Here is a 16723-nt window from a genome sequence, read left to right as displayed (position 1 = left end):
CCGTGCGGGGCGACGCTTTGCGCATCGCCCCGCACGGCGGGTTCAGATCAGAGCGGGAGTGTTACTCGCCGGCCTTGGTGATCTCGAAGATGATCGGCCAGCTATCCCAGCCGTACTCGACGTTGTCAACCAGCGTCGAGAACCCGGCATTCGTCGAGCGGTACCAGAGGGGCAGCACGGGCAGGTCCTTAAATAGGACCTCCTGCGCCTGCTCGAAGAGCTTGTTGCCCTCTTCGACCGACGGTGCCGTCGCGCCCTCCTGGACGAGCTTGTCGTACTCGGGGTTCGAGTAGTCGCCGTCGTTGGAGCCGGCGCCGGTGATGAACAGCGCACCCAGGATGTTGTACGCACCCGGGTAGTCGAACTGCCAGCCCGAACGCGTCGCGGCGTTCAGCGAACGGTTCTTGATCTCCTCGCGGAGCGTCGCGAGGTCAGGGAACGACTGACCCGCAGCGTCGATGCCGAGCGTGTTCTTGATCTGGTTCGACACGGCGTCGACCCACGCCTGGTGTCCACCATCGGCGTTGTACGCGATCGTGAACGTGCCGCTCCACGGCGAGATGGCGTCGGCCTGAGCCCACAGGTCCTTCGCCTTGGTGGCGTCGGCGTGCGTGACCTCGGAGCCGGCGATCTCATCGTTCCAGCCCGCGATGACCGGGGAGGTGTAGTCGACGGCCGGAGTACGGGTGCCCTCGAAGATCACATCGGTGACCTCGTCGCGGTCGATCGCGTAGGAGATGGCCTGACGACGCAGGTTGCCCTCTTCGTCGTTGCCGAAGTGCGCGAGACGCGAGGGGATGGTCAGACCCTCCCAGATCGCGGCCGGCTGGTCGACGGCACGGTCGCCCAGGTCGTCCTTGTACGTGGCCAGAGCCGTCGGCGGCACGCCGGGGTTGAGCACGTCGAGGTTGTCCGAGAGCAGATCGGTGTACGCGGCCTCGGCGGTGGCGTAGCTGACGAGGTCGACCCCGCCGTTCATCGCCTTGCGCGGACCGTCGTAGCTCTCGTTCGGAAGCAGCGAGATCACGGAGTCGTGCTCCCACTTGTCGAGCACGTACGGGCCGTTGCCGACCGGTGCCTGACCGAACGCCTCGGGGTCGTCGAAGAACGACTCGGGCAGCGGCGCGAACACCTGGTAGCCGAGCGTGGTCGGGAAGTCCGACTGCGGGGCGGCGAGCTCGACCGTGAAGGTCGTGTCGTCGACGACATCGAGCGCGAGGGAGTCTTCCTTCACGGCGTCGGCGCTGTAGCCGGAGAAGTTCGCGAACCACCACTGGTTCTCGAAGGCGGGGTCGGACGCGGCGTACTGCCACGCCTCGGTGAAGGACTCCGCGGTCACGGGGGTGCCGTCGCTGAACTCCTCACCCTCCTTGATCTTGATCGTCCAGGTCTGGTTGTCGTCCGACTCGATCGACTCGGCGAGGTCGTTGGCGAGAGCACCATCGGCTTCGTAGTAGACGAGACCGGCGAAGATGTTCTGCAGAACGAGTCCGCCGCCGACCTCGTTAGTCACTGCGGGCAGGAGCGGGTTCTGGGGCTCGTTGCTCTGCACCGTGACGATGCCGGTCGAAGCCTCGCCGCCGCCTTCACCGCTGCCGTTGTCGTCGCCGGATGCGCACCCCGCCAGGGCGATAGCGCCGACGGAGAGCAGACCGATACCCGCGAGGGCAGTCCTGTTTCTTTTCACTTTTCGTCCTCCTGTGGACAGTGCTGAGTCTGCACGCTCACCATCGAGCACGCAGGGATACCTGAGCGTAACCCGGGGTATCGCCGCCGCCGTCCTCAGCTAACGAACTGTTACTGAGTGGTGACCATCCGTAATTTCCCCGAAACAGGCGGAAATACGCGCGGCGCCGCGCCTCCTGCACGGAAGCGCGGCGCCGTCTGCTCAGACGAGCACGAACTCAGGCGAATGCCTCAATGGGAGGGCATGCGCACACGAGGTTGCGGTCGCCATACGCCTGATCGATGCGGCGTACCGGAGGCCAATACTTGCCCGCGACGAGTGCACGAACCGGATATGCGGCGTCCTCCCGCGTGTAGGCGTGATTCCACTCCCCCGCGATCAGCGAGACCGCCGTGTGGGGAGCATGCACGAGCGGGTTGTCGTCGGCGGGCCAGCGCCCGGCCGCCACGGCATCCGCCTCAGCCTTGATCATGATCATGGCCTCGATGAACCGCTCGATCTCGTCGAGATCCTCCGACTCCGTCGGCTCCACCATGAGGGTGCCCGCGACCGGGAACGACATCGTCGGCGCATGGAACCCGTAGTCGATCAGGCGCTTGGCGACGTCGTCGACGGTGATCCCGGTTGCTTCCTTGAGCGGGCGGAGATCGAGGATGCACTCGTGCGCGACACGCGCGTTCTCGCCCGTGTACAGCACGGGGAAATGCGAGCCGAGGCGTTCGGCGATGTAGTTCGCGGAGAGGACGGCTGCTGCCGTGGCACGACGCAGTCCGTCAGCCCCCATCATGCGCACGTACGCCCACGAGATGGGCAGGATTCCCGCGGAACCGTACGGCGCTGCCGAGATGACCCCGCCGTCGAACGTGAAGCCGCCGAAATGCTCCGCGCGCTGCGCCAGCGGGTGCGACGGCAGGAACGGTGCGAGGTGGGCCTTCGCCGCCACCGGACCGATGCCGGGGCCGCCGCCACCGTGCGGGATGGCGAACGTCTTGTGGAGGTTCAGGTGCGAGACGTCGCCGCCGAGGTCGCCGAAACGCGCGTAGCCGAGCAGCGCGTTCAAGTTGGCGCCGTCGACGTAGACCTGCCCTCCCGCGTCATGGACAGCGCTCGTGATCTCGACGACCTGCTCCTCGTAGACGCCATGCGTCGAGGGGTACGTGATCATGAGGGCCGACAGGTCATCGGCATGCAGCGCGATCTTGGCGCGCAGGTCGTCGAGGTCGACGTTGCCGAGCTCGTCGGTCGCCACGACGACGACCTTCATGCCTGCCAGGACAGCGGATGCGGCGTTCGTGCCATGCGCCGACGACGGGATCAGGCACACCGTGCGGTGCTGGTCGCCGTTCGCGTGATGGTAGCCCCGGATCGCGAGAAGCCCTGCCAGCTCCCCCTGCGAACCCGCGTTCGGCTGCAGGGAGACGGCGTCGTACCCGGTCACCTCGGCGAGCCAGCCCTCGAGCTGGTCGATGAGCTCGAGGTATCCCTGCACATCGGCCGCCGGGGCGAACGGGTGGATGCCGGCGAACTCCGGCCACGTGATGGCGGCCATCTCGGTGGCGGCGTTGAGCTTCATGGTGCACGAACCCAGCGGGATCATGCCGCGGTCGAGGGCGTAGTCCCGATCGGAGAGGCTCTTTAGGTACCGCATCATTGCGGTCTCGCTCCGATGCGCGTGGAACACCGGGTGCGTGAGGAACTCATCCTGCCGGCGCAGCTCCGCAGGCAGGGCGTCCGCACCGTCGGAGAACCCGAAAACGCGCTCCTGCGCGCCGCCGAAGACCATCGACACCTGGTGCAGCTCCGCCACCGTCGTGGTCTCGTCGACCGAGATGCCGATCGTGTCGGCGTCGGCCACCCTGAGCAGGATGCCGTAGCCGTCACGGGCCTGCGCGGCATGCTCGGCCGCCCGACCGGGAACCCGCACCGTGAGCGTGTCGAAGAAGGACTCGTGCACCACCTCGGCACCGGCCTCGGTCAGCCAGTCGCGCAGGAGGGCCGCCTTGGTCGCCGCTGCGGAGGCGATCGCCCGCAGCCCGTCAGGTCCGTGATACACGGCGTACATCGACGCCATCACGGCGAGCAGCACCTGGGCGGTGCAGATGTTCGATGTCGCCTTCTCACGCCGGATGTGCTGCTCGCGTGTCTGCAGCGACAGCCGATACGCCGGCTTGCCGCCGGCATCGACCGAGACACCCACGAGGCGCCCGGGGAGCTGACGCTCGAGCCCGGAACGCACCGCCATGTAGCCGGCATGCGGACCGCCGAAGCCCATCGGCACGCCGAAGCGCTGGGTCGTGCCCACGGCGACGTCGGCGCCGAGCGAACCCGGTGAGGCGATCAGCGTGAGGGCGAGCAGGTCGGCCGCCGCGACCGCGAGACCACCGGCGAGATGCGCGGCGTCGAACACCGCCGACGGGTCCCAGACCCGACCGGATGCACCGGGATACTGCACGAAGACGCCGAACAGGCTCTCCGGCAGCTCCTCGCCCGCCGAGAAGTCGACTGTGACGAGCTCGATCCCGAGCGCCTGCGCGCGCGTGGCCAGCATCGCCGCGGTCTGCGGGAGCGCATCGGCGTCGACCGCGAACACGTTCGAGGAGGACTTCGAGGCGCGCCGAGCGAGCAGCATGGCCTCGACCACCGCCGTCGACTCGTCGAGCATCGACGCATTGGCCGTGGTGAGCCCCGCGAGCTCGGCGACCATGGTCTGGAAGTTGATGAGCGCCTCCAGGCGCCCCTGCGAGATCTCCGGCTGGTACGGGGTGTACGCGGTGTACCAGGACGGGTTCTCCAGCACGTTGCGCTGGATCACCTGCGGCGTGATGGTTCCGTAGTAGCCGATACCGATCATCGGGCGGTTCACGGTGTTGCGCGACGCGAGGCTGCGCAGCTCGGCGAGAGCCTCGGTCTCACTCGCCGCCACCGGAATCAGCGACGTGGCATCCGACGGGCCCGTGTAGATCGACGCGGGCACGGCCTGGCGCATGAGCTCTTCGACCGGGGTCAGCGCCTCATCCGTTCCCGAGGTGTCGATGCCGAGCGCGTCGAGCATCGTGCGCTGCGCGGCGTCTGTAGGTCCGATATGACGATCGGCGAAAGCTACCACGGGGAGATCAGCCCTCCGTGAGAGCGACGTAGGCGTCGCGGTCGAGCAGTCCGTCGAGTGCGCCGTCGGCGACCTCGACCTTGAGGAGCCAGCCGCCCTCGAACGGGGCGGAGTTCACCAGAGACGGGTCGTCCACGACCGCGTCGTTGATCTCGACGACCGTGCCGGACACCGGAGCGTACAGCTCGCCCACCGACTTGGTCGACTCGATCTCGCCGACCACCGATCCTGCGGTGACCTCGGTACCGACGGCGGGCAGTTCGACGAACACGACGTCGCCCAGCTTCTCCGCGGCGTAGTCGGTGATGCCGATGGTCACGGTGCCGCCGTCCGCGGCGATCCACTCGTGCTCATCGGTGTAGTGGAGTGCGTTGAGGTCGGTCATTTGGTCCTCCGGTAGAAAGGCAGGGCGGTCACGGTCGCGGGGATGCTGGTCCCCCGCACATCAAGGAATACTGCGGTTCCGTCCGCAGCGGAAGACGGATGCACATAGGCCATCGCGATCGGATGGCCGAGCGTCGGACTGAGCGCACCGCTGGTGATCTCTCCGAGCGTCGCACCACCGGCATCGACCACGGCGTATCCGGCTCGCCCGGCACGCTTGCCCTCGGCGACGAGTCCGACCAGCACCGGCGCATCGGGTGCCGGTTCGATCGCATCCTTGCCGACGAACCGCTCCTTCGCGGTCACCACGACGCGTCCGAGTCCGGCCTGGGCCGGTACGGTCTCGAGGGTGAGCTCGTGTCCGTACAGCGGCATTCCGGCCTCGAGGCGCAGAGTGTCGCGGGCGGCGAGGCCCGCCGGGACCAGCCCGCGCGGCTCTCCCGCGGCGAGGAGGGCGTCCCACAACGCCTCGGCGCGCGCGGCGGGGACGAGGAGCTCGAAGCCGTCCTCCCCGTGTAGCCCGTGCGGGCGAGCAGAAGCGGCTCGCCCGCGAATCGCGCGGACGCCCAGGCGTAGTACTTCTGCTCCGACCACGGCGTGCTCACGTCGGTGATCTCGTCGGTCGCTGCGAGGACCGCCTCGGCCTGCGGCCCCTGCACGGCGATGAGGGCGTAGGCGTCCGACACGTCCTCGACCACGACATCGGCACCTTCGGCGCGGGCGGTGAGCGCTGCCGACACGGCCTCCCTGTTGCCGGCGTTGGAGATGATGAGGAAGTCGTCGTCGGCGAGGCGGTAGACGATGACGTCGTCGATGATCCCGCCGGACTCGGCGAGCAGGAGCGAGTACTTCGCCTTGCCGACGGGCAGCGCCGACAGGCGCCCCGCGAGCGCGTAGTCGAGGAACTCGCCGGCCGCACCGCCGCGGACCGTGAACTCGGCCATGTGCGAGATGTCGAAGATCCCGGCGCTCCGGCGCACGGCGTGGTGCTCGGCGAGGTCGGAGGTGTACCGGACCGGCATCTGCCAGCCGCCGAAGTCTGTGAACGATGCGCCGAGGGACTCGTGGCGTTCTCGGAGCGGGGTGTAACGAGGATCGGACATGGAGTTCTCCCGGGTGCATGCGGGCGGCATGACGGCATCGCCATACCTCGGAACTCCCCCTCTGTCATGGGCCTGAGAGTTTCGCCCGTGCACAGATGCGGGGCTTTCACCGTCGGCGGATCCGTCGCTTCGCTCGGGATCGCTTTTCAGAGTGGCCGGAACCGCGCGGTACGCATACCTGAGAGATTGGCGGGGAGGCTTGCTCCTTCGGTGCCCGGCTGCGTTCGCCGGGGCTCTCCCGCGGGGGTCATTCGGCCTGTCTTCAGTTGTGCGCTCAGTCTAGCCGGTCGCTCCCTCGTATCCGCGTCCGCCTCGACATACTCTTCGACGCGCGACCGACGCGGGACCCGAGGTCAGACGTCGAGGGCGAGCTCGGCGCGGACCTCGTCGCGGAGGCGGCCGAGGTTCTCCGGCTCCGGCGCGGCGCCGAGAAGCGTCTTGGTGTACTCGTGCTGCGGGTTGAGGATGACCTCGTCGGCCGGCCCCCGCTCGACGACGTCGCCCTTGTACAGCACCATGATCTCGTCGGAGAAGTGCCGGGCCGTCGCCAGGTCGTGCGTGATGTACAGCACGCCGAGGTTCTCCTCACGCTGCAGATCGGCCAGCAGGTTCAGCACGCCGAGGCGGATGGACACGTCGAGCATGGACACCGGCTCGTCGGCCACGATGAACCGGGCGCCGGGAGCGAGCGCACGTGCGATCGCCACACGCTGCCGCTGCCCTCCCGACAGCTCGTGCGGGCGGCGTTCCGCGAAGCTCTCGCCGGGGGTCAGCCGTACACGCTCGAGCAGTTCGACGGCGCGTTCCCTGACCTGTGCTCGGGAGAGCTCCGGCTGGTGGAGGCGGATCGGACGCTCCAGGTGATGCACGATCGTGTGGAACGGGTTCAAGGACGCGAACGGGTCCTGGAACACCATCTGCACGTCCGACCGGTACCGCTCCAGTGCGTGCCCCCGCGTCCCCGACGGCTTGCCGTCGAGCAGGATCTCCCCTCCCGTCGGCGTCTCCAGCTTCATCAGCATGCGTGCGATCGTGGACTTCCCCGACCCCGATTCGCCCACCAGCGCGACGGTCTTCCCGGCCTCGATCGTGAACGACACATCCTTCACCGCGTGCAGGATGCTCGTGCGGAACCCGGAGCGCAGGGAGAAGTCCTTGACCAGATTCCGCGCCTCCAGGGTCGCGGTCGGCATGGCAACGCTCATCGGACGCCCTCCTGGCTCACTCCGGTGCGAACGAAGTCGCCCCGCTCACCCGTCAGCGACGGGAAACTCGACAACAGCCGCTTCGTGTACTCGTGCTGCGGGGTGCGGTAGATCTCCTCCGCCGTCCCCTCCTCCACGATCCGCCCCTGCAGCATGACCGCGATCCGGTCGCTGATCTCGATCAGCATGGGCAGGTCGTGGGTGATGAAGATCACCGCGAAGCCGAGCTTCTCCCGCAACCGCATGATCTCGCGGATGATGCCCCGCTGGACGACGACATCGAGCGCGGTGGTCGGCTCGTCCATGATCATCACCTGCGGATCGAGCGCCAGGGCCATCGCGATCATCATGCGCTGACGCATACCGCCGGACAGCTCGTGCGGGAAGCTCGTGAGCCGGTTCGGATCGACGCCCACGAGCGAGAGCAGCTCCTCGGCGCGCGCCGTCTTCGCCTTCCTGCTCATCCCCGGACGATGCGTGTCGAAGATGTCGAAGATCTGCGCCTTGACGCTGATCACCGGGTTGAGGGAGTTCATCGCCCCCTGGAACACCATCGAGATCTTGTCCCAACGGAAGGCACGGAGCCCTTCGCCGTCGAGGCCGACGATGTCGACGTCGTGCCCGTCGCGGTCGTGGAAGACGATCTCGCCCTCGGTCATCAGCGCCGGGGCCTTGAGCAGGCGGTTCATCCCGTACGCGAGCGTCGTCTTGCCGCAGCCGGACTCCCCCGCGAGCCCGAGGATCTCGCCGCGGTGCAGCGTCAACGACACGTTCCGCACGGCTTTCACCGGCGGGTCCACCTCGTATTCGATCGACACGTTCCTGGCCGTCAGCACCGGCTCGCTCATGCGGTGACCCCCTTGGTCTTGGCGGCCTTGCGCACACGACGGGCCGCATCGGGCGCATTGCGCAGCTTCGGGTTGATGACCTCGTCGATCGCGAAGTTGATGAGTGCGAGCCCGGCTCCGAGGATCGCGATCATGATGCCCGGTGGGACGAACCACCACCACGCACCGCGTCCGAGAGCCTGCCCCGACTGTGCGTCGTTGAGGATCGAACCCCACGTGATCGACGAGTTCGGACCGAGGCCCAGATACGAGAGTCCTGCCTCTCCGAGGATCGCGAAGATGATCGCGAACAGGAACTGCGCCGTCAGCAGCGGAAGCAGGTTGGGCATGATCTCGACGAGGATCACCCGCAGCGACTTCTCGCCGGCGACCTTCGAGGCGTACACGTAATCGCGGGTGCGCAGCGACCGGGTCTGCAGGCGCAGCACGTACGCGGCGCCGGCCCAGGAAGTGATACCGAGCACGAACGCGACGAGCTGCCAGCTGCGCTGCGGGACGAACGAGGCGATGACCATCACGAGCGGAAGACCGGGGATCACGATCATCACGTTCGTGAGCAACGCCAGGATGTCTTCGCGCCAGCCGCCCAGGTATCCCGCGAGGACACCGAACAGGAGCGACAGCACGATGGCGATGCCGCCGGCGGTGACGCCGATCAGGAGCGAGCCCTGCGCGCCGACCGCGAGCTGGGCGAGCACGTCGTTGCCGAGTTTGGTCGTGCCGAGCCAGTGCTCCACCGACGGGGCGGCGAGGGCGGGGTTGTCGGTGCTGCGCGGGTTCTGCGTGAAGAACGGCGCGACGATCGCGAAGAGCACGATGGCGAGGACCAGGATCGCGCCGACGATGAACTTCGGGGAGGTGCTCGGGAGGATGCGGCGGCGCTTGCGGTCCAGCCGCTGCGTGGCCAGCGAGATCGTGCTCGCGGGGGCGGTGGTCGGAGGCTCCTGGGTCAGGAGCGGATTCTTCGTGTCAGACATTCTGGCGCGCCCTCGGGTCGATGAAGCCATAGACGAGGTCCATGAAGAAGTTGGCGACCAGCACCGTGATCGTGATCACGAGGAACAGCCCCTGCATGAGTGCGTAGTCGTTGTTGGTGACGGCCTGGAACATCAGCTTGCCGACGCCGGGATAGGTGAACACCTGCTCCATGACGATGGAGCCGGCGACGACGAAGCCGAGCGTGATGGAGAAGCCGGCGATCGAGGGGATCGCGGCGTTGCGGGCGGCGTACGTGGTCATGATGCGCCGCGGTCGCAGGCCCTTGGCCTCGGCCGTGAGCACGTAGTCCTCGGCCAGCGTGGAGACCATCATGTTGCGCATCCCGAACATCCAGCCGCCGACCGAGCTGATCACGATCGTGATCGCGGGGAGGAGCGAATGCGCGACGGCATCGGAGAAGAACGCCCAGGTCGGCTCGGGGCCGTCCGGGAAGTCGAACACGTCGTAGCCCCCGAAGATGGGGAACCACCCCAGACCGACCGCGAACACGGCCACGAGGATCAGAGCCATCCAGAAGTACGGGATCGACTGCAGGACGGTGGTCGCGGGGATCAGGTGATCGACCCAGGTGCCGCGCTTCCATCCGGCCCAGGCGCCGAGGACGACGCCGAGGACGAACGAGATGACGGTGGCGGTGCCGACGAGGACGAGCGTCCACGGCAGCGCCCCTGCGATGAGCTCGGCCACCGGGGTGGGGAACTTCGTGACGGAAACGCCGAGGTCGCCCTGGAACATCCGGCCCCAGTACGCCAGGTACTGGTCCCAGAGGGAGGAGTCGTCTCCCCCCAGCAGGAGCTTGATGTTGCGGATCGTGGTCTCGGAGACGTCGCCGCCGGCCCGCTGCATCTTGGCGATCATGATATCCGCCGGGTTCCCCGGCATGAGCCGGGGAAGAAGGAAGTTGATGGAGATCGCGGCCCAGAGCGTGAACGCGTAGAACCCGATTCTTCGTGCATAGAACTTCATGTCACTGTTTCCTGACTTCCCTCTTCCCCGGCTCCTCTCGCTACTTGACCGGCTGCAACTGCGTCAGGACGTAACCTGCCGCGATCGCACCCCAGGACGGCGGGAAGGCGTACAGGTCCTCCTCGGTCGGCCAGCCCGTGTAGTCCTTCGTGTTGTAGAAGGTCTGCGTGGCGTTGATGACGAGCGGGATGTACGGCAGGTCGCGCGCGATCTCGGTCTGGATCGTCGCGTAGAGCTCCTTCTTCGTCGCCTCGTCGTTCGTGCTGATGGCCGACTGGATGGCCGCGTCGACCGTCGGGTTGCTGTAGCGGCTGAAGTTCCAGCGGCCTGCCGGCACCTCGGTGCCCACCGGGCTGGTCGACTCGACGGCCGTTCCGCCGAACCAGTCACGGTAGATCTGGAACGGGTCCGCGACGGATGTGCCGATCACGCCGCCGACGATCAGCTGGAACTCGCCGCCCTGACGCGAGTCGGAGAACTCCTGCCACTGCACGGTCGACGCCGTGATCTTGATGCCGGCGGCCTCCGCCTGCTCGGCGATCAGCTTCGCTGCGTCGTTGTAGTCGGTCCAGCCGTCGACCGAGGTGAGCGTGATCTCGAGCGGGACACCGTCCTTCTCATAGATGCCGCTGGAGCCCTTCGTGTAGCCGGCGGCTTCGAGGATCGCTCCCGCCTCGGCGGCGTCGGCCTCCTGGGGGCTGACCTCGTTCGCGGGGTCGGCGAGCCACTTCTCATCGCGAGGGAGCAGCGTGAAGGCGGGCGAGATGTCACCGGTGAGTCCGACGAACGCCTTGTCCTTGATCGTCGCGCGGTCGATCGCGACGTTGACCGCCTGACGGACGGCGACGTCGGTCTGCGGTCCGGTGCAGCCGAGCTCGGCGTTGGAGCAGGTGTACAGCACCGTCGGGTCCTGCGGTGTGTTGATCCACTCGATCTTGCCGTTGCCGGTCACGTCGTCCGGGTTCGGGATGAACATGCCGGTCCAGTCGAGCTTGCCGGCGGCGAGCAGGTCCTGAGCGGTCTGGTTGTTGTCGACCGCGATGTACTGCACCTTCTTGACGCCGAGCTCATCCGCGTCGCGGTAGTTCTCGTTCGCGACGAGGGTGTACGACTCGCTCGTGGTCTTGTCGACGACGTAGGGGCCGGAGCCGACGGGCTCCTCGTTCGTGAAGTCGGCGAAGTCCTTCACGTCCTTCCAGATGTGCTCGGGGAGGATGTAGCTCGAGCCCATGCGCTGGAACTCGGTGGTGTACTGCGCCGAGGCGTAGGTGAGCACCACGGTCGTGTCGTCGGTGGCCTCCGCCGAGACCAGGCCGTTGCCCTCGGGGTTGTTGGCCTCGTAGTTGAAGGAGAAGGCGACGTCTTTCGCGGTGAGAGGCTCGCCGTCGCTCCACTTGAGGTCGGGCTTGATGGTGACCGTGATCACCGTGCCGTCTTCGTTGTACTCGAACGAGTCGCCGATGAGGCCGACCGGCTCGGAGTCCGCCGTCTTGTTGTAGAAGAACAGCGGTTCGTAGATCGGCCCGAGCGCGCCGTGGAGCACGGTCGGGGCGAACGGGTTGTAGTTCGCGGCGATCGGCGTCTGGCTGCCGGCCCAGACACGCAGGGCCCGATCGCCGTCGGCGTCGCCGCTGTCGCTTCCGCCACCACAGGCGGTGAGGCCCAGGGCGAGGACGGATGCTCCGGCAATCGCGGTGAGCGCAATCTTGCGCCTTCCGTTTCGGATCATTTTCTCTTGTTTCCTCTCGGTGCTGCACTGCAGGAGGGATCGCTCCGGATGGAGCAGAACCCCGGAAGCGGGGTTCGTGGGCCCTGCGAGGCGACCGCTGGCCACTCCCGAAGGGGTTTGTTAGGACAGTAACCTAACAAACCCCTCCACGGGGAGACAAGCGTTCCCGCGCCCCGGAGATAACGTTTCGGACTCGACGCCGAAATGCGTCACAAGGAACCCCTAAGGGTCCGAATGACACTAAGATCGAGAACGGAGGTTAAGGTGTCTATGACTCGAAGCAGTGACATCAGGGTCGCCGTCTCGACGGTCATCCTCACGCTGCGGCGTACCGATGACGGCGGCGCGGTGCTCGCACTCCCCCTCGTGCTGCGCACCCGCGAACCCTTCGCTCAGCAGTGGGCACTCCCCGGAGGTTGGCTGACGCCTGCCGAATCACCCGTCGACGCGGCCGCACGCACGCTCGCCGAGACGACCGGACTCGCCCCCAGCTACCTCGAGCAGCTCTACGCCTTCGGCGCCGTGGACCGCTCCCCCACCCGGGTCGTCTCGATCGTGTACTGGGCTCTTCTCCGTCAGGACGACGTGACCGCGCAGATCGCCGCACACCGCGCGACCGGAAGAGCACCGGAGAATGTGCAGTGGTTCGACGTCGACCAGCTGCCGCACCTCGCGTTCGATCACTCGAAGATCGTCGACTACGCCCTCTGGCGACTGCGCAACAAGGTCGGCTACAGCCGCGTCGCGCAAGGGTTCCTCCCCGCGGAGTTCACACTCGCCGAACTCCGAGAGGCCTACGAGGCCATCCTCGGACGGAACCTTGACCCCGCGAACTTCCGACGCCAGGTCGAGGCGGCGGGCAACCTGCTCCCCACCGAGCGGTTCCGCACCGGAAGCCACCGTCCTGCACGTCTGTACCGCGACAACACCGATGTCGAGCTGGCCGATCGCGGCCCCCTCGGCCCCGAAGAAACGAGCACCCGATGAGCATCACTTTCGTACCCGCTCCCGCCGTCCCGCCGCTGGACCCCTCCGTGGATCACGCGATCCAGGCGATCGTCACCGGGGCCTCGACCGACGCCACCTGCGCCACCGACCTCGCCGCCGGGCCCTGGGACTTCGACAGCCGCCCCGGCTACGGCCCCGGCTCGTCGATGGGCGACGTCATCCCCACCGGCGCCCCCGACAGGGCGAGCTCCCCGTCGAGTACCGCGAGGCGTCGGAAGAGGACCTCGACCGACGCATCCGTGCGGCGAAAGCCACCCTCGGAGACCGGGTCGTGATCCTCGGGCACTTCTACCAGCGCGAGGAGGTCGTGCAGCACGCGGACTACGTGGGCGACTCCTTCCAACTCGCTACGGCAGCCAAGGGCAGAGCGGACGCCGAGGCCATCGTCTTCTGCGGAGTGCACTTCATGGCCGAGACGGCCGACCTGCTGTCGAAGCCGGAGCAGGCGGTGATCCTGCCGAATCTCGCGGCCGGGTGCTCGATGGCCGACATGGCCGACATCGATCAGGTCGAGGACTGCTGGGAACAGCTCGAGGACGTCTTCGGCGACCTCGACGCCCCCGACGAAGAGGGGCGCGTCCCCGTGATCCCCGTGACCTACATGAACTCCTCGGCAGCGATCAAGGGCTTCGTCGGGCGACACGGCGGGATCGTGTGCACCTCGTCCAACGCGCAGACCGTGCTGGAGTGGGCGTTCCAGCGCGGACGGCGCGTGCTGTTCTTCCCCGACCAGCACCTCGGGCGCAACACCGCCAAGGCGATGGGCGTGCCGCTCGAGCAGATGCCGATGTGGAACCCGCGGCGAGCGCTCGGCGGTTCGACGGCCACCGATCTCGTCGACTCCCGCGTGATCCTCTGGCACGGCTTCTGCTCGGTGCATCGGCGCTTCACCGTCGATCAGATCGATCAGGCACGCGCCGAGCACCCCGGCGTCCGGGTGATCGTGCACCCGGAGTGCCCGATGGAGGTCGTCGACGCCGCCGATGAATCCGGCTCCACCGAGTACATCCGTCGCGCGATCGATGAGGCTGCCGAACCGACGACCTTCGCGATCGGCACCGAGATCAACCTCGTGCGCCGGCTCGCGGCACAGTACCCGCAACACGAGATCTTCTGTCTGGACCCGGTGGTGTGCCCGTGCTCGACGATGTATCGGATCCATCCCGGCTACCTCGCCTGGGTGCTCGAGGAGCTGGTCGCCGGCCGCACCCCGAACCGGATCACGGTGACCGGCGACGTCGCCGACCCGGCGCGGGTCGCTCTGGAGCGGATGCTCGCGGCGAAGCCGCCGGTGCCCGCCGGCGTGCGATGAAGGTCGTCGTCGTGGGCTCCGGCATCGCCGGGCTCACCGCGGCGCTCCACGCCCACGAGCGCGGACACGCCGTGACCATCGTCACCAAGGGGCGGCTCGGAGACGGATGCACGGGTCTCGCCCAGGGCGGCGTCGCCGGGGTATACGGCCCCGAGGATTCGATGCAGCAGCACGCCGACGACACGATCGAGGCCGGCGCGGGTCTCTCCGACCCTGAGGCCGTGCGCGTCCTGGTCGAAGACGGGGCGTCCAGGATCGCCGAGCTGATCGCCCGCGGCGTCGCATTCGACCGGACGCCGTCCGGCAGGCTGCAGCTCGGGCGGGAGGCCGCGCACAGCCACGCACGTATCGTCCACGCCGGAGGGGACGCCACAGGGGCGGCGATCGCGGCGGCCCTCGTCGCCGCAGTCCGGGGCACGTCCATCGCCATCGTGGAGCGCGCCCTGCTGACGGATCTCGTCCTGACGGACGGCACCGCGCGTGGCGTCCGCCTGCTGATCGGCACGGCCCATACCGCACTCCCCGCCGACGCCGTGATCCTCGCCACCGGTGGCGCCGGCCACCTGTACGCGCACACGACGAACCCCGCCGGCACCACCGGAGACGGCATCGCGGCCGCTCTCCGGGCCGGAGCGGCTGTCGCGGATCTGGAGTTCGTCCAGTTCCACCCGACGATCCTGGCGACCGGTCCGGCGTTCCTGATCTCGGAGGCGGTGCGCGGCGAGGGAGCGACGCTCCTCGACCACACCGGTCGTCGATTCGCGTTCGACAGCCACCCCGACGGCGAACTCGCTCCGCGCGACGTCGTGTCCCGCGCGATAGCGAGGCAGGCGGCGTCACAGGGCGCACCGGTGCGACTCGACGCCACGATGCTGGGGGCCGAACGACTCGCCACCCGGTTCCCGACCATCGACAGGGTGACGCGGGAGCGGGGATTCGACTGGTCGCGTGATCCGATCCCCGTGACTCCCGCTGCGCACTACCTGATGGGAGGCATCGTCACCGACCTCGACGCCCGCACGACCATCCCTGGGCTCTTCGCGGTCGGCGAGGTGGCACGCACCGGGGTGCACGGCGCGAACCGGCTCGCCTCGAACTCGCTGTTGGAAGGTGCTGTCTTCGGCGCGCGCGCCGCGTCCGCCCTGGACCAGCCCTGGCGGGCGATCCTCCGCGAGACGCCCGCTCCGGCCGATCGCGCACCGGAGGACGTCGGCGACGCGCGTTCCGCCTTCGACCGCAGCGCGCTGCAGGAGCTGATGTGGGCCGAGGTCGGACTGCTGCGCACCGGCGACGGACTCGCGCGCGCCCTCCGCACCCTGCAGGGGTGGGCGGCCGCCACCCCCGCTCCGATCACGACCGCCGAGCACGAGGACGCGAATCTGCTGCTCCTCGCGCGAGCGACCGCCTCGGCCGCCCTGGCCCGCACGGCCTCGGTGGGTGCCCACCATCGCGTCGATGCCGCCGCCGAAACGGATCTCGCGTCCACCGGCACCCTCCCCTCGATCTTGGAGACCGTCTGATGCTCACCCGCGCAACCCTGAACCGCGCCGTCGAAGCCGCCCTGGACGAAGATGCCCCGTGGGGCGACCTCACCAGCACCACCCTGATCCCTGTCGAGGCGACGGCCACCGCCGACCTCGTCGCGCGAGAAGCGGGCGTCTTCAGCGGCGGCCAGGTCTTCGCCGCCGCGTTCACCCTGACCGACCCGCAGCTCACCGTGGACATGCACGTCGGGGACGGAGACGAGTTCGCGCCGGGCGACGTCCTCGCCTCGGTCGCCGGTTCGGCACGCAGCATCCTCACGGCGGAGCGCGTGGCCCTGAACTTCACCCAGCGGATGAGCGGGATCGCGACGCTCACCGCGGCCTATGTCGCCGCGGTCGAGGGCACCGGCGCCCGCATCGCCGACACCCGCAAGACGACGCCGGGACTGCGGGCGTTCGAGCGGCATGCGGTCGAGTCCGGCGGCGGACGCAACCACCGTCACTCGCTCTCGGATGCCGTGATGGCGAAGGACAACCACCTGGCCGTCCTCACACGGTCGGGACTCGACCTCGCGACGGCCCTGCGCGATGCGCTGTCGCGGCTGCCGCACACCACGCACGTCGTGGTCGAGGTGGACAGGCTCGACCAGATCCCGGCCGTCCTCGAGGGCGGCGCACACACCGTCCTGCTCGACAACTTCTCCCCCTCCGAACTGCGGGAGGGCGTCGCGCTGATCGACGCTCGTGCCACGGTCGAGGCGTCAGGCGGGGTGACTCTCGAGACCGTCGGCGAGATCGCCCGCACCGGCGTCGACGTCATCTCGGTCGGGGCGCTCACCCACTCCGCGCGCGCCCTCGATCTGGGCCTCGACCTCCGGATCGACTGAGCACC

General features: G+C 68.2%; 12 protein-coding genes, 2 pseudogenes and 1 riboswitch. Of the genes and pseudogenes, 4 read left to right on the top strand and 10 right to left on the bottom strand.

From position 1 onward, the window contains the following. Positions 1-61: 61 nt before the first annotated feature. From K1X59_RS07210 to K1X59_RS07170, 10 genes and pseudogenes are all read right to left on the bottom strand, one after another. Positions 62-1687, bottom strand: a complete 1626-nt coding sequence (locus K1X59_RS07210; protein WP_183152308.1) for an ABC transporter substrate-binding protein — start codon at positions 1685-1687, stop codon at positions 62-64. Positions 1688-1904: 217 nt separating this feature from the next. After that, the gene (gene gcvP, locus K1X59_RS07205; RefSeq protein WP_244632490.1) at positions 1905-4739 is read right to left on the bottom strand and encodes an aminomethyl-transferring glycine dehydrogenase; all 2835 of its coding nucleotides are present in this window, start codon (positions 4737-4739) and stop codon (positions 1905-1907) included. 61 nt (positions 4740-4800) lie between these two features. Next, complete coding sequence (gcvH, locus tag K1X59_RS07200; protein ID WP_183152306.1) at positions 4801-5178, bottom strand: glycine cleavage system protein GcvH; 378 nt, start codon at positions 5176-5178, stop codon at positions 4801-4803. Continuing rightward, on the bottom strand, positions 5175-5486 hold the full coding sequence (locus tag K1X59_RS22805; protein ID WP_396652586.1) for a glycine cleavage T C-terminal barrel domain-containing protein: 312 nt from the start codon (positions 5484-5486) through the stop codon (positions 5175-5177). Before K1X59_RS22805 ends, gcvH begins: the two co-directional genes overlap by 4 nt. A gap of 63 nt (positions 5487-5549) precedes the next feature. Then, positions 5550-6199: pseudogene (locus tag K1X59_RS22800) on the bottom strand (glycine cleavage system protein T); the annotation flags it as partial. 237 nt (positions 6200-6436) lie between these two features. Next, positions 6437-6531, bottom strand: a riboswitch (glycine riboswitch). Between the two features lie 102 nt (positions 6532-6633). Further along, positions 6634-7485, bottom strand: coding sequence for an ABC transporter ATP-binding protein (locus K1X59_RS07190; protein WP_258567146.1), 852 nt, complete (start codon positions 7483-7485; stop codon positions 6634-6636). Further along, positions 7482-8333 carry an ABC transporter ATP-binding protein gene (locus K1X59_RS07185; RefSeq protein WP_220174078.1) on the bottom strand — a complete coding sequence of 284 codons (852 nt, stop codon included), beginning with the start codon at positions 8331-8333 and terminating at the stop codon, positions 7482-7484. Before K1X59_RS07185 ends, K1X59_RS07190 begins: the two co-directional genes overlap by 4 nt. Next, positions 8330-9310 (bottom strand): ABC transporter permease, encoded by a 981-nt coding sequence (locus K1X59_RS07180; protein ID WP_183152304.1) that lies wholly within the window; start codon positions 9308-9310, stop codon positions 8330-8332. Before K1X59_RS07180 ends, K1X59_RS07185 begins: the two co-directional genes overlap by 4 nt. Next, the gene (locus tag K1X59_RS07175; RefSeq protein ID WP_183152303.1) at positions 9303-10298 is read right to left on the bottom strand and encodes an ABC transporter permease; all 996 of its coding nucleotides are present in this window, start codon (positions 10296-10298) and stop codon (positions 9303-9305) included. The genes K1X59_RS07180 and K1X59_RS07175 overlap by 8 nt, the downstream gene beginning before the upstream one ends. Before the next feature lie 40 nt (positions 10299-10338). Further along, positions 10339-12027, bottom strand: coding sequence for an ABC transporter substrate-binding protein (locus K1X59_RS07170; protein WP_183152302.1), 1689 nt, complete (start codon positions 12025-12027; stop codon positions 10339-10341). A 270-nt stretch (positions 12028-12297) separates the two neighbouring features. Here K1X59_RS07170 and K1X59_RS07165 point away from each other — a divergent pair, with 270 nt between their 5' ends. The 4 genes and pseudogenes from K1X59_RS07165 to nadC all read left to right on the top strand — a co-directional run bounded on the left by K1X59_RS07165 (position 12298) and on the right by nadC (position 16718). Beyond that, positions 12298-13014, top strand: coding sequence for an NrtR DNA-binding winged helix domain-containing protein (locus K1X59_RS07165; protein WP_183152301.1), 717 nt, complete (start codon positions 12298-12300; stop codon positions 13012-13014). Further along, positions 13011-14347 (top strand): annotated as a pseudogene (gene nadA / locus K1X59_RS07160) (quinolinate synthase NadA). Before K1X59_RS07165 ends, nadA begins: the two are co-directional and overlap by 4 nt. Then, positions 14344-15867: an L-aspartate oxidase gene (gene nadB / locus K1X59_RS07155; RefSeq protein ID WP_220174077.1), complete on the top strand. Its 1524-nt coding sequence runs from the start codon at positions 14344-14346 to the stop codon at positions 15865-15867. The pseudogene nadA and the gene nadB overlap by 4 nt, the downstream one beginning before the upstream one ends. Then, the gene (gene nadC / locus K1X59_RS07150; RefSeq protein ID WP_183152300.1) at positions 15867-16718 is read left to right on the top strand and encodes a carboxylating nicotinate-nucleotide diphosphorylase; all 852 of its coding nucleotides are present in this window, start codon (positions 15867-15869) and stop codon (positions 16716-16718) included. Before nadB ends, nadC begins: the two co-directional genes overlap by 1 nt. Positions 16719-16723 lie beyond the last annotated feature (5 nt).

Origin of the sequence: Microbacterium sp. Se5.02b, assembly GCF_019464375.1 — a bacterium.
In the GTDB taxonomy this organism is placed as follows: domain Bacteria; phylum Actinomycetota; class Actinomycetes; order Actinomycetales; family Microbacteriaceae; genus Microbacterium.
The sequence above is the reverse complement of the archived record's forward strand: the minus strand, read 5'-3'. Positions and strand labels throughout refer to the sequence as shown.

What these genes read in the sequence shown, in the direction of transcription:
- K1X59_RS07185 (WP_220174078.1), bottom strand. Translation starts at nt 8,333, where the DNA reads ATGAGCGAGCCGGTGCTGACGGCCAGGAACGTGTCGATCGAATACGAG.
- nadC (WP_183152300.1), top strand. Translation starts at nt 15,867, where the DNA reads ATGCTCACCCGCGCAACCCTGAACCGCGCCGTCGAAGCCGCCCTGGAC.
- K1X59_RS07165 (WP_183152301.1), top strand. Translation starts at nt 12,298, where the DNA reads ATGACTCGAAGCAGTGACATCAGGGTCGCCGTCTCGACGGTCATCCTC.
- K1X59_RS07180 (WP_183152304.1), bottom strand. Translation starts at nt 9,310, where the DNA reads ATGTCTGACACGAAGAATCCGCTCCTGACCCAGGAGCCTCCGACCACC.
- K1X59_RS07190 (WP_258567146.1), bottom strand. Translation starts at nt 7,485, where the DNA reads ATGAGCGTTGCCATGCCGACCGCGACCCTGGAGGCGCGGAATCTGGTC.
- nadB (WP_220174077.1), top strand. Translation starts at nt 14,344, where the DNA reads ATGAAGGTCGTCGTCGTGGGCTCCGGCATCGCCGGGCTCACCGCGGCG.
- gcvH (WP_183152306.1), bottom strand. Translation starts at nt 5,178, where the DNA reads ATGACCGACCTCAACGCACTCCACTACACCGATGAGCACGAGTGGATC.
- K1X59_RS07175 (WP_183152303.1), bottom strand. Translation starts at nt 10,298, where the DNA reads ATGAAGTTCTATGCACGAAGAATCGGGTTCTACGCGTTCACGCTCTGG.
- gcvP (WP_244632490.1), bottom strand. Translation starts at nt 4,739, where the DNA reads ATGCTCGACGCGCTCGGCATCGACACCTCGGGAACGGATGAGGCGCTG.
- K1X59_RS07170 (WP_183152302.1), bottom strand. Translation starts at nt 12,027, where the DNA reads ATGATCCGAAACGGAAGGCGCAAGATTGCGCTCACCGCGATTGCCGGA.